Raw genomic sequence first — 18,556 nt, 5'->3', positions numbered from 1 at the left:
CGCCGGGTGTTGCTGGCTGACAGCAGTAAATACGGCGCGTACTCGCTGTTTTGTGTCACGCCGCTGGCGGAGATGACCGATATTATTACCGACAAAGGCCTGCACTCTGAGATTCAGCAGGCGCTCGGCGAACAGCCGTTCATGCTGACGCTGGCCTGATCTGTTTCTCCCTAAAACCAAAAAGGCCGGACATTTAAACCTGTCCGGCCTTTTCTTATTTCTTCAACGCAGATCAGACCGACGGCAGATTGCGGCCGTAATAGATTTCCTGCATTTCCTTGTACAGCAAATCGGTGATTTCTTTACGCTCCTGCGCGCTCAGTTCATCTGGTTTGGCATTAAACAGGTAATGCTTCAGGTCGAATTCTTTCAGTAACATCTTAGTATGGAAGATGTTTTCCTGATACACGTTGACGTCCATCATGTCGTACAGCGCTTTCATATCCTGCGATAAGAAGTTCTGAATCGAGTTAATGGAATGGTCGATGTAGTGTTTCACGCCGTTCACGTCGCGGGTAAAACCGCGAACACGGTAATCGATAGTGACGATATCGGATTCGAGCTGGTGGATCAGATAGTTCAGCGCTTTCAGCGGTGAAATCACGCCACAGGTCGAAACTTCAATGTCAGCGCGGAAGGTGCATAAACCGCCTTCGGGATGGCTTTCCGGATAGGTGTGAACGCAGATATGGCTTTTATCCAGATGGGCGACCACGGAATTTGGCAACGGGCCGGGATGCTCGGTGTTATCGACATCGCGCGGATCCATCGGTTCTTCGCTGACCAGAATCGTGACGCTGGCACCCTGTGGTTCGTAATCCTGTCGCGCCACGTTGAGGATATTGGCACCGATGATCGAGCAGGTTTCGGTGAGGATCTCCGTTAACCGGTTGGCGTTGTATTCTTTGTCAATGTAGGCAATGTAGCCATCACGATCGTCTGCGGTTTTGGCGTAGCAGATATCGTAGATACAAAAACTCAGGCTTTTGGTCAGGTTATTGAAGCCATGCAGTTTCAGCTTTTGCAATTTAGTTCACCCCCTTATGGATGCAGTATCAGCGCGCGGCTGACAGGGCATTCAGTAAATATTGCGGCAGGGCAAAGCTGCCGTGATGAATAGCCGGATTGTAATAGCGGCAGGTGATGTCTGCGGCGTCAAAGCGCGCCTGTAAGGTTTGGCCGTCAATCTGGCGATATTCCGGACTGTTGGTCGCCCAGGCAAAGGTCATGATGCCGCCGTAATAGGTCGGGATCGCGGCCTGATAGAAACTGACATCGCTGAAGTAGTGGCTCAGTTTGGTGTGGCTGTTGACCGCTTCATCCTGCTGGAGGAAACAGACGCCATTTTGAGCCACGAAAATGCCGCCCGGTTTGAGACAACGGGCACAGCCTTCGTAGAACGCTGACGTAAACAGGCTTTCTCCGGGACCGATCGGATCGGTGCAGTCGGAGATGATCACATCAAAGGTTTCAGCGGTCTGATTAACGAAATTTACGCCATCGTCGATCACCAGTTTGAAACGCGGATCGTCATAGGCTCCGGCATTATGGTTGGGCAGATACTGGCGGCAAAATTCCACCACGCCAGCATCAATTTCCACCATCGTCACCGATTCCACGCCTTTGTGACGGCATACTTCGCGCAGCATTCCGCCGTCGCCGCCGCCAATGATCAGCACCTTTTTGGCGTTACCGTGGGCGAACAATGGCACGTGGGTCAGCATTTCGTGGTAGATGAATTCATCACGTTCGGTGGTTTGCACCACGCCGTCAAGCGCCATCACGCGACCCAGCGCAGCGTTCTCGAAAATCACCAGATCCTGATGCTCGGTTTTGTCACGGTATAACTCTTTATCGACGCTGAAGTACTGGCCAAAATGGGCGTGCAGCGTCTCATACCATATTTCTTTGGATGACGAGCTCTGGGACATGTTGTTGTTTCTCCTGATCAATCGCAGCCATAAAAATGGGCGCACATGATAGCTAACTCTGCCGGTCCATGCACGGTTGAATTTCAGACAAATCAATTTAGATTAAGTGTAGCCGAGGCAGGCGGGACGCGGATAACAGAGAGGAAGGGAAGCAGCTCCGGCAACAAAATGACGGAGCACAGAGCCTGTAGACAGGCTGAGATGTTTAGTTGGTGTAGGCCAGCAGACTCAGGGAATCACGCGCCAGAGATTTGCATTTGGTCGGTTTAGGCACCGCGATACCGCTCAGATCGCGGTAACTGTCTTCGCCCATCGACTGCATATTGAAGCTGTTGTAGTTGCTCAGATCCCAGCGGTTTTGCTGGGCGAAAAATACGATAGCCCGTTTGATTTGGGTATTCGGCAGCTGTTCGTAGCCGCAGTTATTTTTCAGATAAACAAAGACCGCGGTCAGATCCGCCAGATCTTCCGCTTCTGATTCACTCAGCGCCTGACTGGCGGAGGAAAAGCCAAGCAGCGACAGTAATAGCAAACACAATGTTGTTTTTTTCATCGGCGTGTTCTTGTTCTTTTAGATAGAAAGTCAGAAAGACTTGGCTCACAAACAGTTAAAAGGACGTTACCATATTTGCACTGAGCGGCACCAAATTTCTTTTCCCGCTGAGCCACTTGACCTTCCCCTTAGGGGAAGGGGTAGGCTGTCGTACTATTATGGCACGCGTACGCCATCCGTCAGGCAATTGCCCCCTCATAAGGACTGAAAAATGAACCGTCGTGATTTCGTGAAGTGGACGACCCTGATGGGCGTCGCCACTACGCTGCCCGGCTGGAGCCGCCTCGCGCTCGCCGCTGACCGCCCGGCATTGCCCATTCCTGCGCTGCTTGAGCCGGATATCCGCAATGCCATTATGCTGACGTTACAGCGCGGACAGAGCCAGTTTTTGCCCGGAATGAACACCGATACCTGGGGCGTGAACGGTAATCTTCTCGGCCCGGCGCTGCGCATCCGCCGTGGTAAGCCGGTCGATGTCACCGTCAACAACCGACTGGATGTCGCCAGCACCGTTCACTGGCACGGGCTCGAGATCCCCGGTGAAGTGGATGGGGGGCCTCAGGCACTGATCGCACCCGGTGAGAAACGCAAAGTCAGTTTCACGCTGGATCAGCCCGCATCAACCTGCTGGTTCCATCCGCATCCGCACCAGACCAGCGGTTATCAGGTGGCGATGGGGCTGGCTGGCATGGTGCTGATTGAAGATGAAGCCAGCGATATGTTGCAGATCCCCAAACGCTGGGGCGTGGATGATATTCCGGTCATTTTGCAGGATAAACGCCTGAACGACGCCGGGCAGATTGATTACCAGATGGACGTCATGACCGCCGCCGTCGGCTGGTTCGGACAGCATATGCTGACCAACGGCGCGGTTTATCCGCAGCACGGCATTTCCCGCGGCTGGGTGCGTTTTCGTTTGCTCAACGGCTGTAATGCGCGCTCGCTGCACATTGCCACCAGTGACCAGCGGCCGATGTATGTCATTGCCAGCGACGGCGGTTTTCTGCCTGAGCCGGTGAAAGTCAGCGATTTACCTTTGCTGATGGGCGAGCGTTTTGAAGTGCTGATCGATTGCAGCGACGGCAAAGCGTTTGATCTGGTGACGTTGCCGGTGAAGCAAATGGGCATGACGCTGGCACCTTTCGACAAACCGTTACCGGTGCTGCGCATTCAGCCGACGCTGACCCAAAGCGGCAGTTCGCTGCCGGATACGCTGGTGCCGCTTCCGGCGCTGGTGTCCGTCGATAATCTGCCGACCCGCTGGCTGCAACTGATGATGGATCCGCAACTGGATCAGCAGGGTATGGCCGCGTTGATGAAACGTTATGGTCACAATGCGATGGCCGGAATGAGTATGGATCATGGCGGAAGTGATATGGCGGGAATGTCCGGTTCAGAACATGATAGTCACGGCGGTATGGCGGGCATGGATATGAGCAAATCTTCCGGCGGCTACGACTTCATGCAGGGCAACAAAATCAACGGTAAAGCCTATGACATGAATGTGCCTGCGTTCGATGTGAAACAGGGCCAGTATGAAAAATGGACCATTTCAGGCGAAGGCGACATGATGCTGCACCCGTTCCATATCCACGGCACGCAGTTCCGTATTCTTTCTGAAAATGGTCAGCCGGTTCCACCACATCGTCAGGGCTGGAAGGACATTGTGCGCGTTGAAGGTGCTCGCAGCGAAGTGCTTGTGCGCTTCAATCATCTGGCGGATAAGCAACATGCCTACATGGCGCACTGCCATCTGCTGGAACACGAAGACACCGGCATGATGCTCGGGTTTACGGTATCCGCGTGATAATCCTGCCTGTAAAAGCCCCGGCGCGTGACCCGTTGCCGGGTTCTTTGATATAATCCTTTCCACTATATGGTCGCCATTTTGTTTAAAAGTGGCGATAAATATTCTTAAATCAGGTGGTTAGTCTTTATATGAAACATCGCGTTGACGTCATGATTTCCGAACAGGAAGTCAAAACCCGAATTGCCGAGTTGGGTCGTGAAATCACCGAACACTACCGTGACAGCGGCAGTGAGATGGTGCTGGTTGGGCTGCTGCGCGGTTCCTTCATGTTTATGGCTGATCTGTGCCGCGCCGTAGATGTGCCGCACGAAGTCGACTTCATGACCGCCTCCAGCTACGGCAATGGCATGTCCACCACCCGCGACGTCAAGATCCTCAAAGACCTCGACGAAGACATTCGTGGTAAAGACGTTCTCATCGTTGAAGACATCATCGACTCCGGCAACACGCTGAGCAAAGTCCGCGAACTCCTGCAACTGCGCGGCCCGAAATCTCTTGCCATCTGCACCCTGCTGGATAAACCAGAACGCCGCGAAGTCGACGTAAAAGTCGAATACGTCGGTTTCCCGATCCCCGACGAATTCGTTGTCGGCTACGGCATCGACTACGCCCAGCGCTATCGGCATCTGCCCTATGTCGGCAAGGTCGTAATGCTGGAGGAGTAATATTGTTTGCTCCCTCCCCTGCGAAGGGGAGGATCGAAGTAATCCACAGAAAAAAGGCACTAAAAAAGGCACATTTTTGTGCCTTTGGAAACGATGTTAACTATATGAATTAAATGGATTTATTCATTTCAGTGTCCACGCATTGACCACATCGACAAAAGAAGCCCCGTTTATTCGGGGCTTTTTCTTTAGTGCATCTGTAGGGATTGCTGGCTGTGTTTGTCTGGATGCAACTGCACAGCATGCACAGTTCCTGGCTCAACAATGATGTCAGCGATCGACTCATGAGTTTTAAATGTGCAGCTGCAATTGATATTCTGACACTGGTGATAACGCTCTTTGGTATTGATGCTGAGGTAACGGCTTGAACGGGCGTGGGCGGCGTGCTGGCATTTCGGGCAGTGCATCATGACAATCACCATGTAATCATTTTTAATCAGATGTAGTCATTGTATATTATGGAGAGAAACATACATGTGGAATTACAGTGTTTTACATTGCAACAAAATAATAACAATCCTATAAATAATAACTCTGCTTATTGAACTGGATGTTTTATGACTGTTCTGATTAAAAAATTACTTCCCTCTGAGTGGGAAAGCGCCTTCCCGATCATTGCTCAACTCAGAAACATCACCAAAGACGAATTTTTAAAAAGCGTAAGAGTTCAGACTCTGAATGGGTATGAGCTTGTTGCTGCTGTTCTCGAAGAAAGAATTATCGGTGTGATGGGTATCAGGCCAGTACACACACTGGCACGAGGTTCTCATCTACATATTGATGATCTGGTCGTTGACGAGAATGAGCGCAATTCGGGAACGGGTAGGTTACTTCTCGATTTCGCTGTCAGTGAGGCTAAAAGCAGGGAGATGAATTTTGTTTTTCTTGATGCAAGAAAAGAGGCAATCCCCTTCTATGAAAGGAATGCTTTTATTTTCCACACTTCCCCTTCAATGAAAAAGATCCTTTAATTTTCCCTATCCGCAGGCATGTTCACTTTCATAGTCGTCCAATAAAAATGAACATGCCTTATTGCTGTATTCCCAAAGTTGTTTAGGAGCCATCATCCTCCGTCGCCTGATAACTCACATCCAACAACAATACCTCCAGATTCAACGTGGTCACAAATCCACTGCTGCCGAGGCTGTGTGTCACCTTGCTGATAATCCACGGCTGCGCGTCGATCACGGATTTAAAACCAGATAACGTTGTTAAAAGGGCAGCTATCATCCATGACTTTTATGTCTGCTGATGAAATCGAGAAGTTGCTGTCTGTTTTGGAAGGGGACAATAAGAGGATTGCGATCCTGAGTCTGAGTACAGGAGGCCGATGGGGAGAAATAAGCAGTTTGAAGGCTGAGAATGTCATTAATAACCGAGTGACTTTTCTCAATACCAAAAACGGCAAACCCAGAACAGTCCCGATCTCAGACGAGGTATGTAAGGCAGTCAAAAATCAGAAGTCTGGATTACTTTTTCCTGATGCCGATTATTTGACCTTCCGGCTGCTATTGAAATCGGTGAAGCCAGACTTACCGAAGGGGCAATCATTGCATGTGCTGCGACATACGTTTGCTACACATTTCATGATGAACGGCGGGAACATAATCACCCTACAAAGAATTCTCGGACACGCGAATATCAACCAGACAATGGTCTATGCTCACTTCGCTCCGGACTTCCTGCAGGACGCAATTTCCTTCAATCCATTGAGGGGGAAAGCGGGGCTGGAGTGTCCACATAGTGTCCACACCTAAGCATCTTTATAGGGCTTACTGCTGCTTACAGCATTTATAACTCATTGATTTATAGTGATCGCGTTGTAAGTGCAGGAAAAATAAATGGTAAAAAAGGCACATTTTTGTGCCTTTTGTTTTTTTAAATTCTGTAAAGTAGGGCGGCTTGTTACTGCGGGTCACCGTTTAGCAGGGCGGAAACACCCTGACGGTAGCGCTGTTCCAGCGTTTCACGGCTGGTGGCGTCAACTTCGAGGTTACGCAGACGACCATCCTGAATGCCGTAAACCCAGCCGTGCAGCGTGACTTTCTGGCCGCGTTTCCAGGCCGATTGCATCACGGTGGAATGGCCAAGGTTGTAGACTTGTTCAACCACATTCAGTTCGCACAATTTATCGAGACGTTTTTCTGGCGACAGTTCACCTAAGAGGGAGCTGTGTTTGTACCAGATGTCACGGATATGCAACAACCAGTTATTAATCAAACCCAGTTCAGGATTTTCAACCGCCGCCTGCACACCGCCACAGCCGTAGTGACCGCAGATAATCACGTGTTCGACTTCCAGCACGTCGATAGCATATTGCACAACGGACAGGCAGTTAAGGTCGGTGTGGATCACCTGATTGGCGACGTTACGGTGAACGAAAAGCTCGCCCGGCTCCAGGCCTGTCAGGCGCTCGGCAGGGACACGGCTATCGGAACAGCCAATCCACAGGAAACGGGGTTTTTGAGATTCGGAGAGGCGCTCAAAGAAACCAGGATCTTCGTCAATCATGGTTTTAGACCAGGCTGCATTGTTACTGATGAGTCTTTCTATGTCATTCATGGAGGTTAATAGCCTGTAACGAGCTGACTGCGATGGGGTAATATAGGGCAATGTCCCGACTTTTCAAACTGATTCGGCATCTCCACTTACTCATTCCTACAACAGGGTTTTCACAAGAAGGTACGCTCCCTTTATGAATTATGCATTGGAACTGGAAAAGTTAACCAAAACTTACGCCGGTGGTGTACAGGCTTTGCGTGGAATCGATCTGCGCGTCGAAGCTGGCGATTTTTATGCCCTGCTTGGGCCAAACGGTGCGGGTAAATCCACCACCATTGGTATCATCAGTTCACTGGTCAACAAAACTGCCGGCAAGGTGCGGGTGTTCGGTTACGACATCGATAAAGATATCGTTAACGCTAAACGCCAGTTAGGTCTGGTGCCGCAGGAATTCAACTTCAACCCGTTTGAAACCGTCATGCAGGTAGTGGTGAATCAGGCCGGTTATTACGGCGTGCCGCGTCCGCTGGCGCTGCAACGTGCGGAAAAATATCTGACGCAGCTGGACTTGTGGGGCAAACGCAACGAGCGTTCCCGCATGCTGTCCGGCGGGATGAAGCGCCGTCTGATGATCGCCCGTGCGTTGATGCATGAGCCAAAACTGCTGATCCTTGATGAGCCAACCGCAGGCGTGGATATTGAATTACGCCGCTCTATGTGGGGCTTCCTGAAAGAGCTGAACGCGCAGGGCACCACTATTATTCTGACCACGCACTATCTGGAAGAAGCGGAAATGCTGTGCCGTAACATCGGCATTATTCAGGGCGGCCAGCTGGTGGAAAACACCAGCATGAAAGAGCTGCTGTCGAAGCTGAAATCCGAAACCTTCATTCTGGATTTAGGTGCTAAAAGCCCGCTGCCGGTGCTGGAAGGCTACCGCAGTCATCTGACTGATACTTCAACGCTGGAAGTAGAAGTGATGCGTGAGCAGGGGCTGAATTCCCTGTTCAGTCAGTTGAGCAAGCAGGGTGTGCAGGTATTGAGTATGCGTAACAAAGCGAACCGTCTGGAAGAGCTGTTTGTCACGCTGGTGAACGGCAGTGAGGAAAAGAAATAATGTCGCAATTGTACTGGGTGGCACTCAAAAGTATCTGGCTGAAAGAGATCAACCGTTTTGGCCGGATCTGGATCCAAACGCTGGTTCCGCCGGTCATCACCATGACCTTGTATTTCATCATTTTCGGTAACCTCATCGGTTCGCAAATCGGCAGCATGCATGGCTTTACTTACATGCAGTTTATCGTGCCGGGCCTGATCATGATGGCGGTGATCACGAACTCCTACGCCAACGTGGCGTCGTCGTTCTTCAGCGCTAAATTCCAGCGCAACATCGAAGAACTGCTGGTCGCGCCGGTGCCAACGCATGTAGTGATCGCCGGTTATGTCGGCGGCGGCGTGGCACGCGGGATCTGCGTGGGGATCCTGGTCACGGCGATCTCACTGTTCTTCGTGCCGCTGGTGATCCATTCGTGGCTGATCATTGCGCTGACCTTGTTGCTGACGGCGATCCTGTTCTCGCTGGGCGGCCTGCTGAATGCGGTGTTTGCCACAACCTTCGATGACATCAGCCTGATCCCGACCTTCGTTCTGACTCCGCTGACCTATCTCGGCGGCGTGTTCTACTCGCTGTCGCTGCTGCCGCCAATCTGGCAGGCTGTCTCCAAGCTGAACCCGATCGTCTACATGATCAGCGGTTTCCGCTACGGCTTCCTGGGGATTTCTGACGTGCCGTTGGTGTTTACGATGAGCGTGCTGGTGGCATTTATTGCGGTGTTTTACTTGCTGGCGTGGTACTTAATTGAACGCGGTCGCGGCCTGAGAAGTTGATTTTTCTGTGCTCCCTCCCCTGCGAAGGGGAGGGTTGGGGTGGGGTATGAGTGACCGCATCTGAATCTGAAGTTATCTGCTAAACTCCCTCCCAGCCTCCCCCTTTTCGGGGGAGGCTTTTATCAGGCCACCTGAACCGGCACGGCTTTCGCGGTGCGTTTCAGCTGGTTTTCACCTTCGAAATAGGCCACTTTCGGTTTATGCTGGCGGGCCTGTTCATCTGACATCTGCACGTAAGAACAGATGATCAGCAGATCGCCGACACAGGCACAGCGCGCAGCCGCACCGTTGACCGAAATAATCCGCGAACCGCGTTCTGCCGCGATGGCGTAAGTCGAGAAACGCTGACCGTTATCAACGTTATAAATATCAATCGCTTCGTATTCAAGAATACCTGAGGCATCGAGAAAATCCTGATCGATGGCGCAGGAACCTTCGTAGTGCAAATCTGCCTGAGTGACGTGAACCCGGTGCAGTTTGCCTTGCAGCATTGTACGTACCATTGCGTGTGACCCTTCGTGCGTAAAAAGTCTGGGGGCTCGCCGGTCGGAATGACTAAAAATCCTGGATTTCCGGCGGCCAACATAGTTGCCCATTTGACCTGCGCTGTCTACTGCGTCAGATCAACCTCCTGATTATCAATCAGTCGCGCTTTACCCAGCCATGCCGCCATCAGGATCACCGCTGACGTGCTGTCGACGGACAATTCCTGCAAGGTTTTTGCATCGCGAATAAACAGTTCGTCCGGTGTGAATCCCGCTTCGCGAAGCTGCTGCGCGGTTTCCTGTAACATCTCATCGGTATGGCGCTCGCCCTGACTCAGACGCTCCGCCAGCGCGTTCATGATTTTGTTCAGCTGAGGCGCAAGTTTACGTTCATCAGCAGTCAGATATCCGTTTCGGGAACTGAGCGCCAGACCGTCTTTGGCACGCACAATCGGCACGCCGACAATCTCAATGTCATACCCCATGTCTTCCACCATCGTGCGCAGCAGCGCCAGTTGCTGGAAGTCTTTTTGCCCGAAACACGCAACCTGTGGCTGAACCAGATTGAACAGTTTGCTGACGATGGTGGAGACGCCACGAAAATGCCCAGGACGGCTCGCGCCTTCCAGAATGGTGGAAATCACCGGCACATCGACCTGCGTCTGCGTCGCCAAACCTTTCGGATATACTTCAGCCGGTGACGGAGCGAAGACCAGATCCACGCCCCGTTTGTTCAGCTTTTCGCAGTCTTCCTGCAACGTGCGCGGGTAACGCTCGAGGTCATCCGAACGCTCAAACTGCATCGGGTTGACGAAAATACTCACCACGACCACATCGCCACGCGCTTTGGCTTCTTCCACCAGCGTCATATGGCCTTCGTGCAGGTTGCCCATAGTAGGTACCAGCGCGATACGTTGGTTATTCTTGCGAAAATCACGGATTTCGCGACGCAGCAGCGCCACGCTGTCAATTATCAACACCAGCCTTCTCCCGCTTATTTAAAGGAATGTTCTTCGCCCGGATACACGCCTTGCGCGACCTGATCGACATACAAACGCACTGCGGCACGAATATCACCCGCTTCGCTGAGGAAGTCTTTGGCGAATTTTGGTGTATGGCCGCCGGTGATGCCGAAGGCGTCGTGCATCACCAGAATCTGACCGTCGGTGACATTTCCTGCGCCAATGCCGATAACCGGAATGCTCAGTTCTTCTGTCACGCGGCGGGCGAGATCGACCGGCACACATTCCAGCACCAGCAGTTGCGCACCGGCTTCTTCGAGCATCATCGCATCTTTGATCAGCTGATTGGCAGCGACTTCATCGCGGCCCTGAACTTTATAACCGCCGAAAATATTCACCGACTGCGGCGTCAGCCCCAGATGGCCGCAAACCGGCACGGCGCGCTCGGTCAGCATTCTGACCGTATCACACAGCCAGCTTCCGCCTTCGAGTTTGACCATGTTGCCGCCTGCACGCATCAGCACGGCGGCGCTTTCAAACGCTTGCTCAGGCGTGGCGTAACTCATAAACGGCAGGTCAGCCAGCAATAACGCGTGAGGCGCGCCACGGCGAACGCAGCGGGTGTGGTAAGCAATCTCGTCGACCGTCACCGGCAGCGTGGAATCCTGGCCCTGAACGACCATGCCCAGTGAGTCGCCGATCAGCATCACGCTGATACCCTGCTCAGCAAACAGCTGCGCGAAACTGGCGTCATACGCGGTAATGGTCGCAAATTTATGTTTTTCCTGCTTCCATTGGCGAAGCTGGCTCAGCGTTGTTGGTTTCATGAACACGTTCCTTTGAATAATTCATCGGATGAATATGATGCCGGTATTCTACTGTATGAGTGGAAAGTCAGACAGCACGATCAATCTCAGAGACGTTGATCCCGCTCTTAAGAAGTGATTAAGAAGCGTCGGCTATAATGGCAAAAACGGAGGGAACCATGCGAATTCTATTAGTTGAAGACGACAAGATGATTGGCGACGGCATCAAAGCCGGGCTGACAAAATTAGGCTTTACGCTCGACTGGTTTACCGACGGCGTGACCGGCAAAGCGGCGCTCGACAGCGCGCCTTATGATGCGGTGATCCTCGACTTGAGCCTGCCGGGCATGGACGGGATGGATCTGTTGCGCGAATGGCGCAAGGCCGGACGCGACACGCCGGTGTTGATCCTCACCGCCCGTGATGCGCTCGAGCAGCGGGTCGGCGGGCTTCAGGCCGGCGCCGATGATTATCTGTGTAAGCCTTTTGCGCTGGTGGAAGTCGCAGCGCGTTTGCAGGCGCTGATCCGCCGCCGTCATGGCGTGGTAACGCCCAAAGTGATGCATGGTGCGGTCGAGTTTGATCCCGCAGCCCGCAGCGTCACTCTCAACGGGGAAGCGGTAACGCTCACCCCGCGTGAAGTGGCGGTGCTGGAGTTACTCCTCAACAACAAAGGCCGTGTACTGGCGAGAACGCTTATTCAGGAAAAACTCTACAGCTGGGACGACGACGTCAGCAGCAATGCAGTGGAAGTGCATATTCACCATCTGCGCAGCAAACTCGGCAAAGGTTTTATCCGAACGGTGCATGGCGTGGGATATACGCTGGGGGACGCACCTTCAGGAGAGCCAGGGTGAAGAAACTGAAAAACCTCAGTCTGCGCCTGCGCCTGATCCTGCTTTTCTCGGTACTGGCGCTGCTGACCTGGCTGATTGCCAGCGGCGTGGCGTGGCATCAGACCCGCAAACATATCAATGAAGTTTTCGATACCCAGCAAATGCTTTTCGCTAAGCGCCTTGCCGCGACAGGGTTGGGCGATCGCCTGAATCTCTCAAAGGATGCCGAGCTGCCGGACACCAAAAAAATGGTGCGCAAAGGGTCGCGTGGTCATACCGATGACGATGCGCTGACGTTTGCCATTTTTAATGTTCACGGGCAGATGCTGCTTAATGATGGCGAGAACGGCAAGCGCATCCGCTTTGATGGTGACACGCAGGGCTTTAACGACGTGGAGCTGAAAGGGGACAGTGATACCTGGCGGATGGTCTGGCTGACGTCGCCGGACGGACAATATCGCGTAGCGGTCGGGCAGGAATATGATTACCGCAATGACATGGCGTGGAGTCTGGTCAGCGGACAGCTGACGCCGTGGCTGGCCTCGCTGCCGGTGTTATTGCTGGCGCTGATTGTGATGGTCACGCTGGAACTGCGCCCACTGCGGCGCGTAGCACAAGGGCTGCGTCAGCGTTCGCCGGAAGATGCTACGCCGATTGTGACGGACTCGCTGCCCGGCGAAGTGCTGCCGCTGGCCAATGCGCTCAATTCCCTGTTTGCCCGTACCGGTGAGATGCTGATACGCGAACGCCGGTTTACCTCTGACGCGGCACATGAACTGCGCAGTCCGCTGGCGGCGCTGCGGGTGCAAACCGAAGTGGTGCAGCTTTCCGGCGATGACAGCGAGATGCGTGAACATGCGCTGGAAAATCTGACCACCAGTATCGATCGCGCCACGCGCCTGGTAGATCAGTTACTGACGCTTTCGAGGCTGGAGAGCTTTTCCGCGCCGGAAGAGCTGGAACGCATCGACTGGACTTCGCTGGTCGCTCAATGTCTGGCTGAACAGGATTATCGCGCACACGGTAAAGGTATCGAATTACGTTTCGAGGCGCAGGGCAAGCCGCCTGAAATGCGCGGTCAGTCGCTGTTGCTTTCACTGATGGTGCGAAATCTGCTCGATAATGCCATCCGCTATTCACCCGCCGGAACCTGCGTGACGGTGCGACTGGAACCATGGGGTATTACGGTTGAAGATCAGGGGCCGGGGATCAGCGATGAACATCTGACAAGGCTCGGCGAGCGCTTTTACCGGCCACCGGGACAGGAGCAAACCGGCAGCGGTCTGGGGATTTCGATCGTGCAGAGGATCGCGCAGTTACATCAGCTGAGAGTGGTTTACAGGAACAGAGCAGAGGGTGGGCTGGAAGTGCGGGTAAGTCGCTGAGCGGCTTACCATTTCGTCAGGCCGTTAAGCGGAACGCGTGCGAGCAGGCTTTGCAGCGTTTCGCCATCCGGGAACACCAGATCCGGCGCCAGATCGGCCAGCGGATACAGCATAAACTCACGGTTTTTCATGTCGTAGTGCGGCACGGTCAGACGCTCGGTGTTGATCACCTGATCGCCATAAATCAGCATATCGAGATCTAACGTCCGCGGTCCCCAGCGTTCGGCTTTGCGAACGCGTCCCTGATTCTGCTCGATCCCTTGGGTGCAATCGAGCAACTCTTCCGGCGGCAGCAGCGTGTCTAACGCCACCACAGCATTCAGATAATCAGGTTGATCCTGCGGCCCCAGCGGTTTACTGCGGTAAAACGGGGATGCGGCCACAAAGCGGGTGCGCGGCAGATGTGCCAGCGCCTCCAGCGCGCAATTTACCTGGTCAAGAGGACGGGCAAGATTACTGCCCAGAGCCAGGTAAACGCGGATCATTGACCGCCATCCTTACGCGGAGCCCGTTTACGCGGACGGCGCGGACGCGCGCGGCGTGCCGGTGTGGCATCATCCCCCAGCGTACCCAGCATGGTTTTCTGCGAAGCCGGTGTGGCTTCCTGGAACTCACCCCACCACTGCGCCAGACTCTGCAGTTCACGGTGTTGCTCGACTTCAGCACGCAGTACCAGCAAATCGTAAGCAGCACGGAACTTAGGATGCTCCATCAGCTTGTGCGCGCGTTTACCCTGACGGCGTGACAGACGCAGTTGCAGCGCCCAGATATCACGAACCAGCGTAGTAATACGTTTCGGAATGGCCAGGGTGCGGCATTGTTCATCAAGCACGTCGTTCATGGCCAGCGCAAAGGCGTCGTAATACGTCAGACCGCCTTCCTGGGCCAGTTTCTGAGCATGCTCAATCACCGGATACCACAACATTGCTGCAAACAGGAACGCCGGATTGACACGCTGATCGTTATGCAGACGGTGATCGGTGTTTTTCAGCACCTGCACCAGAATGTGTTCCATCGGGCTGTCACCTTGCTCAGTAAACTGGCGGGCAATCAGCGGGAACAACGGCTGGAACAGCTGGTATTCGCAAAGCTTTTTGTAAGTTTCGTAGCCGTAACCGGCCTGCAAAAGCTTCAGGGATTCTTCGAACAGACGCGCTGGCGGAATTTCCTGCAACAGCGTGGCCAGACGTGGGATCGGCTCGGCAGTTTCCGGGCTGATCTTCATGTCCAGTTTGGCCGCGAAACGTACGGCGCGCAGCATACGGACAGGGTCTTCGCGGTAACGGGTTTCCGGATCACCAATCAGACGAATGATGCCGTTTTCCAGATCACGCAGACCGCCGGCGTAGTCGCGAACGGTAAAGTCAGCGACCCCGTAATACAGGCTGTTGATGGTGAAGTCGCGGCGCTGGGCGTCGTCTTCAATAGTGCCGAAGATATTGTCGCGCAGCAGCATGCCATTCACGGCCTGCTGGGAAACGTTTTTATCTTCAGTTTCTTCGTGCTGTTCGTGGTGACCACGGAAGGTGGCGACTTCGATGATTTCCGGGCCAAACATAACGTGCGCCAGACGGAAACGGCGACCGACCAGACGGCAGTTGCGGAACAGTTTACGAACCTGTTCAGGCGTGGCGTTGGTGGTGATATCGAAATCTTTCGGTTTTTTATCCAGCAGCAAATCGCGCACGCCGCCGCCGACCAGGAAGGCTTCAAAGCCAGACTTGTTCAGACGGTAAAGCACTTTGAGGGCATTTTCGCTGATATCACGACGAGAAATATTGTGCTCATCGCGTGGAATAATGGTTATCGCACGGGTTTCACCGGCGTAATCAAATGACGGACGCGGTTTCTGTACGTGTTCAACAGAAGGGCGCGGAGCGCGCTGCTCATTGCGGTCGCTGCGCTGATCGTTATTACGATCGCCACGCGAATCGCTGCGTTCGCCACGAGGGGGATAAGGGGAAGAGGAGCGGCGGTTGTTATTATTGCGGCGGTCGCCCCGGTTCGCGTTGTCATCCCGACGGCCGCGGTTATCGCGGCGTTGCTCGTAGTCACGACGTTCAGGATTTTTTGCCTTCACATTGCCTTCGGCCACAGGAGACGGATCACGACGGGAATTTTCCTCGCGATTAGGTTCTCCTTGAAGCGCGGCTTCGTCATGAACAGCCTTTTCTTCACGAACGACTTTATCTTCACGAACTAGCACCTTACGGCAAAAATTGGCTACTCGGGTAAAAATGGTACACCTCGATAGTGACTGAAAAAATTGGCGTGACGCAAAAACAGCGGCTAATCATAGCTCACAGTAGCCGCTTTGAGAATGCCGATGTCACATCTGCGCAGCATTAGCGCCCTGATGCGGGATATCAGCCGTCGTCCAATGTGTTGTCGCCCAGCGTAATAATAAAGGCAAAGTGTAATCCTGCCAGTTTTCCGGCAGCCTTTGGCCTAAAAATTTTAGTGCGCTAATGATAACCGGACGGGGATCGCCTTCCGGCAGCGCGGGCGCGTGATTTTGCTTGGAAAGCTTATCGCCATTTTCATTGAGCGCCAGCGGTAAATGCAGATATCCGGGCTGCGCGTAACCCAAATGCCGGTAAAGGGAAATCTGCCGCACGGTCGGTTCAATCAGATCCGCGCCACGCACGATGTGATTTACTCCCTGAAAATGGTCATCCACCACCACCGCCAGATTATAGGCAAACAGGCCATCACGGCGGCGGATAATAAAATCCTCTTCGGCCAGTTTCGCGCTGGCCTGCAAATGCCCCTGAAAATCGTCATCAAAACCGTACACCGGTAATGTCTGGCGCAGGCGGATAGCGGCGTTTTCTGCACCTAAATTTAAATCACGGCAGTGGCCGTCATAGGTGCCGCCAGTTTGCGAAATCCGCTGGCGGGTACAGGTGCAGTAATAACTTTTTTGTTGCTGATACAACCAGTCCAGCGCGGCGCGATAGGCTTCGTGACGTTTCGACTGCCAGACCACCTCATCATCCCATTCCAGCCCGTAACGCTCGAGCGTGGCTAAAATGCGATCAGCGGAACCGGGGATTTCACGCGGCGGGTCGATATCGTCGATGCGGACTAACCATTGTCCGTTTTGCGAACGGGCATGCAAATAGCTGCCAAGCGCGGCAATCAGCGAACCAAAATGAAGGTCACCGGAAGGTGAGGGGGCGAAACGGCCTGTGTAGTGTTGTTCTTGCGGCATAAAAATGGGGTACTGCGCTTAAAGGGAACGCGGTGCATGACGCACCGCGTGGGACCCGAAACTTAGCCAGCCATCTGCTTTTCGCGGATTTCTGCCAGAGTCTTACAGTCGATACACAAATCAGCGGTAGGACGTGCTTCAAGACGGCGGATGCCAATCTCAACGCCACAGGAATCGCAGTATCCGAAATCCTCGTCTTCCACTTTTTTCAGTGTTTTTTCAATCTTTTTGATCAGCTTACGTTCACGGTCACGGTTACGCAGTTCGAGGCTGAACTCTTCTTCCTGAGCGGCACGGTCTACCGGATCAGGGAAGTTTGCAGCTTCATCTTGCATGTGTGTCACGGTACGATCTACTTCATCCCTGAGCTGATTGCGCCATGCTTCAAGAATCTTTTTGAAGTGAGCCAGCTGAGCGTCGTTCATGTACTCTTCGCCCGGCTTCTCTTGATACGGCTGCACCCCAGCGATAGCGAGAATGCTCAAGGACGACGTCTTACGGGTTTGGCCTTCTTGCATGATGCTTCTCCTACATAACACGCACTATGTTCATCCGCTTTTTGCGTCACAGCAAAACTGCAACGTGCCGGCTTCGAACATTTCGATCCCCAACGGGGGAAAAATCAGGCCGCTATAAATAACAGAAGGCAACGAAGTTGGCAATTATTCCTCGCAGGTGCTTGACAAGGCTGTGAGGAAAAGCGTATTCGCGACCTGTTTTTTATGCCGCCGAGGGCTAATAACAGGGTTATCCGAACTGGGTTTATCCGTTTAGTGATTTCGTAACCAGCGGTAATCGTTCTGTGAGGCGGATACCCTCAGCAGAAAGTGCGGCACCGTAGCACATCACTTCTACACCGTTTTTCTGAACCTGCGTTAGCAATTGGGTGTAACGGGGATCAATATGGTGTGCAGCGGACACGCTTTCAATGCCTGAATGTAAAACAGCGAAGAAAAGTACGGCTCGCTGCCCCTGTTCTGCCATCCACTGTAACTCGCGCAAATGTTTTTGCCCGCGCAGTGTAACTGCATCAGGGAAGTATCCCTGTCCTTCTTGCAACAGCGTGACAGATTTCACTTCAATATAGCAGTCAGGTTGATTTTCTGCCTGTAACATCAAGTCTATACGGCTATTTTCGGTGCCGTATTTTACTTCTGAAGTGAGTTTACTGTAACCGGATAATTCCGGTATTCGCTGTTGTGTAATGGCTTCGCGTACCAGCTGATTGGCTCGCAACGTATTGACGCAAATCCAGTGGTTTTGCCGCGTTTCGGTCAGTTCCCAGCTGTTGGCGTACTTGCGCTTGAGATTGTCCGACGTGGAATACCAGACGGTATCGCCCGGCGTGGCGCAGCCTGTCATTGCGCCGGTATTGGCACAATGCAGAGTCAGTTCCGTGCCTTGCGGCGTAATCACGTCCGCGAGAAAACGTTTGTAACGTTTGATCAAAGTGGCGGGTTGAAGCGCAGGCTCGAAGTGCATGACAGTTTCCGTGTGATGTAGAGTTTTATGTGAGCAGT

20 protein-coding genes and 3 pseudogenes are annotated in these 18,556 nt (G+C 53.2%); 9 read left to right on the top strand and 14 right to left on the bottom strand.

Going from position 1 to position 18,556, the window contains the following annotated elements; translation table 11 throughout:
* A pseudogene (locus D5398_RS25595) lies at window positions 1-159 on the top strand (DeoR/GlpR transcriptional regulator); the annotation flags it as partial.
* Between the two features lie 73 nt (window positions 160-232).
* Here the strand turns inward: D5398_RS25595 and speD are convergent.
* The 3 genes from speD to D5398_RS05380 all read right to left on the bottom strand — a co-directional run bounded on the left by speD (window position 233) and on the right by D5398_RS05380 (window position 2,484).
* Window positions 233-1,027, bottom strand: coding sequence for an adenosylmethionine decarboxylase (speD, locus tag D5398_RS05390; RefSeq protein ID WP_120506637.1), 795 nt, complete (start codon window positions 1,025-1,027; stop codon window positions 233-235).
* 28 nt (window positions 1,028-1,055) lie between these two features.
* On the bottom strand, window positions 1,056-1,931 hold the full coding sequence (speE, locus tag D5398_RS05385; RefSeq protein WP_120506636.1) for a polyamine aminopropyltransferase: 876 nt from the start codon (window positions 1,929-1,931) through the stop codon (window positions 1,056-1,058).
* A 205-nt stretch (window positions 1,932-2,136) separates the two neighbouring features.
* Complete coding sequence (locus D5398_RS05380) at window positions 2,137-2,484, bottom strand: YacC family pilotin-like protein (protein WP_095924682.1); 348 nt, start codon at window positions 2,482-2,484, stop codon at window positions 2,137-2,139.
* Window positions 2,485-2,695: 211 nt separating this feature from the next.
* On the opposite strand from D5398_RS05380, the gene cueO reads away from it, so the two are divergent.
* Both cueO and hpt read left to right on the top strand, forming a co-directional pair.
* Window positions 2,696-4,291, top strand: coding sequence for a multicopper oxidase CueO (gene cueO / locus D5398_RS05375; protein ID WP_120506635.1), 1,596 nt, complete (start codon window positions 2,696-2,698; stop codon window positions 4,289-4,291).
* 131 nt (window positions 4,292-4,422) lie between these two features.
* Window positions 4,423-4,959 carry a hypoxanthine phosphoribosyltransferase gene (gene hpt, locus D5398_RS05370; RefSeq protein ID WP_120506634.1) on the top strand — a complete coding sequence of 179 codons (537 nt, stop codon included), beginning with the start codon at window positions 4,423-4,425 and terminating at the stop codon, window positions 4,957-4,959.
* A 188-nt stretch (window positions 4,960-5,147) separates the two neighbouring features.
* On the opposite strand, the gene D5398_RS05365 is transcribed toward hpt, so the two are convergent.
* A complete protein-coding gene (locus D5398_RS05365) occupies window positions 5,148-5,369 on the bottom strand; it encodes a DNA-binding transcriptional regulator (RefSeq protein ID WP_112151099.1) in 222 nt (73 codons plus the stop codon).
* Window positions 5,370-5,516: 147 nt separating this feature from the next.
* On the opposite strand from D5398_RS05365, the gene D5398_RS05360 reads away from it, so the two are divergent.
* Window positions 5,517-5,930 carry a GNAT family N-acetyltransferase gene (locus D5398_RS05360; protein WP_120506633.1) on the top strand — a complete coding sequence of 138 codons (414 nt, stop codon included), beginning with the start codon at window positions 5,517-5,519 and terminating at the stop codon, window positions 5,928-5,930.
* An 82-nt stretch (window positions 5,931-6,012) separates the two neighbouring features.
* Here the strand turns inward: D5398_RS05360 and D5398_RS05355 are convergent.
* Window positions 6,013-6,165, bottom strand: a pseudogene (locus D5398_RS05355) (phage late control D family protein); the annotation flags it as partial.
* 5 nt (window positions 6,166-6,170) lie between these two features.
* On the opposite strand from D5398_RS05355, the pseudogene D5398_RS05350 reads away from it, so the two are divergent.
* A pseudogene (locus tag D5398_RS05350) lies at window positions 6,171-6,716 on the top strand (tyrosine-type recombinase/integrase); the annotation flags it as partial.
* A 148-nt stretch (window positions 6,717-6,864) separates the two neighbouring features.
* Here the strand turns inward: D5398_RS05350 and can are convergent.
* Window positions 6,865-7,521, bottom strand: coding sequence for a carbonate dehydratase (gene can / locus D5398_RS05345; protein WP_120506632.1), 657 nt, complete (start codon window positions 7,519-7,521; stop codon window positions 6,865-6,867).
* A gap of 133 nt (window positions 7,522-7,654) precedes the next feature.
* On the opposite strand from can, the gene D5398_RS05340 reads away from it, so the two are divergent.
* Together D5398_RS05340 and D5398_RS05335 are read left to right on the top strand one after the other, a co-directional pair.
* On the top strand, window positions 7,655-8,578 hold the full coding sequence (locus tag D5398_RS05340; protein WP_120134966.1) for an ABC transporter ATP-binding protein: 924 nt from the start codon (window positions 7,655-7,657) through the stop codon (window positions 8,576-8,578).
* Window positions 8,578-9,348 (top strand): ABC transporter permease, encoded by a 771-nt coding sequence (locus tag D5398_RS05335; protein ID WP_120134965.1) that lies wholly within the window; start codon window positions 8,578-8,580, stop codon window positions 9,346-9,348. The genes D5398_RS05340 and D5398_RS05335 overlap by 1 nt, the downstream gene beginning before the upstream one ends.
* A 122-nt stretch (window positions 9,349-9,470) precedes the next feature.
* On the opposite strand, the gene panD is transcribed toward D5398_RS05335, so the two are convergent.
* From panD to panB, 3 genes are all read right to left on the bottom strand, one after another.
* Complete coding sequence (gene panD / locus D5398_RS05330; protein WP_013576951.1) at window positions 9,471-9,851, bottom strand: aspartate 1-decarboxylase; 381 nt, start codon at window positions 9,849-9,851, stop codon at window positions 9,471-9,473.
* Window positions 9,852-9,958: 107 nt separating this feature from the next.
* Window positions 9,959-10,813 carry a pantoate--beta-alanine ligase gene (panC, locus tag D5398_RS05325; RefSeq protein ID WP_120506631.1) on the bottom strand — a complete coding sequence of 285 codons (855 nt, stop codon included), beginning with the start codon at window positions 10,811-10,813 and terminating at the stop codon, window positions 9,959-9,961.
* A 14-nt stretch (window positions 10,814-10,827) separates the two neighbouring features.
* On the bottom strand, window positions 10,828-11,622 hold the full coding sequence (panB, locus tag D5398_RS05320; protein WP_120506630.1) for a 3-methyl-2-oxobutanoate hydroxymethyltransferase: 795 nt from the start codon (window positions 11,620-11,622) through the stop codon (window positions 10,828-10,830).
* 158 nt (window positions 11,623-11,780) lie between these two features.
* Here panB and qseB point away from each other — a divergent pair, with 158 nt between their 5' ends.
* On the top strand, window positions 11,781-12,458 hold the full coding sequence (gene qseB, locus D5398_RS05315) for a quorum sensing response regulator transcription factor QseB (protein WP_120506629.1): 678 nt from the start codon (window positions 11,781-11,783) through the stop codon (window positions 12,456-12,458).
* 5 nt (window positions 12,459-12,463) lie between these two features.
* On the top strand, window positions 12,464-13,822 hold the full coding sequence (qseC, locus tag D5398_RS05310) for a quorum sensing histidine kinase QseC (protein WP_120506698.1): 1,359 nt from the start codon (window positions 12,464-12,466) through the stop codon (window positions 13,820-13,822).
* Window positions 13,823-13,827: 5 nt separating this feature from the next.
* On the opposite strand, the gene folK is transcribed toward qseC, so the two are convergent.
* The 5 genes from folK to sfsA form a co-directional block, all read right to left on the bottom strand.
* The gene (gene folK / locus D5398_RS05305; RefSeq protein ID WP_120161133.1) at window positions 13,828-14,307 is read right to left on the bottom strand and encodes a 2-amino-4-hydroxy-6-hydroxymethyldihydropteridine diphosphokinase; all 480 of its coding nucleotides are present in this window, start codon (window positions 14,305-14,307) and stop codon (window positions 13,828-13,830) included.
* Complete coding sequence (gene pcnB / locus D5398_RS05300; RefSeq protein ID WP_208645898.1) at window positions 14,304-15,629, bottom strand: polynucleotide adenylyltransferase PcnB; 1,326 nt, start codon at window positions 15,627-15,629, stop codon at window positions 14,304-14,306. The genes folK and pcnB overlap by 4 nt, the downstream gene beginning before the upstream one ends.
* Before the next feature lie 522 nt (window positions 15,630-16,151).
* Entirely contained in the window at window positions 16,152-17,036 is an 885-nt protein-coding gene (gluQRS, locus tag D5398_RS05295) for a tRNA glutamyl-Q(34) synthetase GluQRS (protein ID WP_120506627.1), read from the bottom strand.
* A 62-nt stretch (window positions 17,037-17,098) separates the two neighbouring features.
* A complete protein-coding gene (gene dksA / locus D5398_RS05290; RefSeq protein ID WP_095924702.1) occupies window positions 17,099-17,554 on the bottom strand; it encodes an RNA polymerase-binding protein DksA in 456 nt (151 codons plus the stop codon).
* A gap of 244 nt (window positions 17,555-17,798) precedes the next feature.
* Complete coding sequence (gene sfsA, locus D5398_RS05280; protein WP_120506626.1) at window positions 17,799-18,518, bottom strand: DNA/RNA nuclease SfsA; 720 nt, start codon at window positions 18,516-18,518, stop codon at window positions 17,799-17,801.
* Window positions 18,519-18,556: the final 38 nt, after the last annotated feature.

It is taken from the genome of Rahnella bruchi (genome assembly GCF_003614975.1).
In the GTDB taxonomy this organism is placed as follows: Bacteria; Pseudomonadota; Gammaproteobacteria; order Enterobacterales; family Enterobacteriaceae; genus Rahnella; species Rahnella bruchi.
This window is presented reverse-complemented; position numbering and strand designations above follow the sequence as displayed.

What these genes read in the sequence shown, in the direction of transcription:
- speE (WP_120506636.1), bottom strand. Translation starts at nt 1,931, where the DNA reads ATGTCCCAGAGCTCGTCATCCAAAGAAATATGGTATGAGACGCTGCAC.
- D5398_RS05380 (WP_095924682.1), bottom strand. Translation starts at nt 2,484, where the DNA reads ATGAAAAAAACAACATTGTGTTTGCTATTACTGTCGCTGCTTGGCTTT.
- cueO (WP_120506635.1), top strand. Translation starts at nt 2,696, where the DNA reads ATGAACCGTCGTGATTTCGTGAAGTGGACGACCCTGATGGGCGTCGCC.
- hpt (WP_120506634.1), top strand. Translation starts at nt 4,423, where the DNA reads ATGAAACATCGCGTTGACGTCATGATTTCCGAACAGGAAGTCAAAACC.
- D5398_RS05365 (WP_112151099.1), bottom strand. Translation starts at nt 5,369, where the DNA reads ATGATGCACTGCCCGAAATGCCAGCACGCCGCCCACGCCCGTTCAAGC.
- D5398_RS05360 (WP_120506633.1), top strand. Translation starts at nt 5,517, where the DNA reads ATGACTGTTCTGATTAAAAAATTACTTCCCTCTGAGTGGGAAAGCGCC.
- can (WP_120506632.1), bottom strand. Translation starts at nt 7,521, where the DNA reads ATGAATGACATAGAAAGACTCATCAGTAACAATGCAGCCTGGTCTAAA.
- D5398_RS05340 (WP_120134966.1), top strand. Translation starts at nt 7,655, where the DNA reads ATGAATTATGCATTGGAACTGGAAAAGTTAACCAAAACTTACGCCGGT.
- D5398_RS05335 (WP_120134965.1), top strand. Translation starts at nt 8,578, where the DNA reads ATGTCGCAATTGTACTGGGTGGCACTCAAAAGTATCTGGCTGAAAGAG.
- panD (WP_013576951.1), bottom strand. Translation starts at nt 9,851, where the DNA reads ATGGTACGTACAATGCTGCAAGGCAAACTGCACCGGGTTCACGTCACT.
- panB (WP_120506630.1), bottom strand. Translation starts at nt 11,622, where the DNA reads ATGAAACCAACAACGCTGAGCCAGCTTCGCCAATGGAAGCAGGAAAAA.
- qseB (WP_120506629.1), top strand. Translation starts at nt 11,781, where the DNA reads ATGCGAATTCTATTAGTTGAAGACGACAAGATGATTGGCGACGGCATC.
- folK (WP_120161133.1), bottom strand. Translation starts at nt 14,307, where the DNA reads ATGATCCGCGTTTACCTGGCTCTGGGCAGTAATCTTGCCCGTCCTCTT.
- gluQRS (WP_120506627.1), bottom strand. Translation starts at nt 17,036, where the DNA reads ATGCCGCAAGAACAACACTACACAGGCCGTTTCGCCCCCTCACCTTCC.
- dksA (WP_095924702.1), bottom strand. Translation starts at nt 17,554, where the DNA reads ATGCAAGAAGGCCAAACCCGTAAGACGTCGTCCTTGAGCATTCTCGCT.
- sfsA (WP_120506626.1), bottom strand. Translation starts at nt 18,518, where the DNA reads ATGCACTTCGAGCCTGCGCTTCAACCCGCCACTTTGATCAAACGTTAC.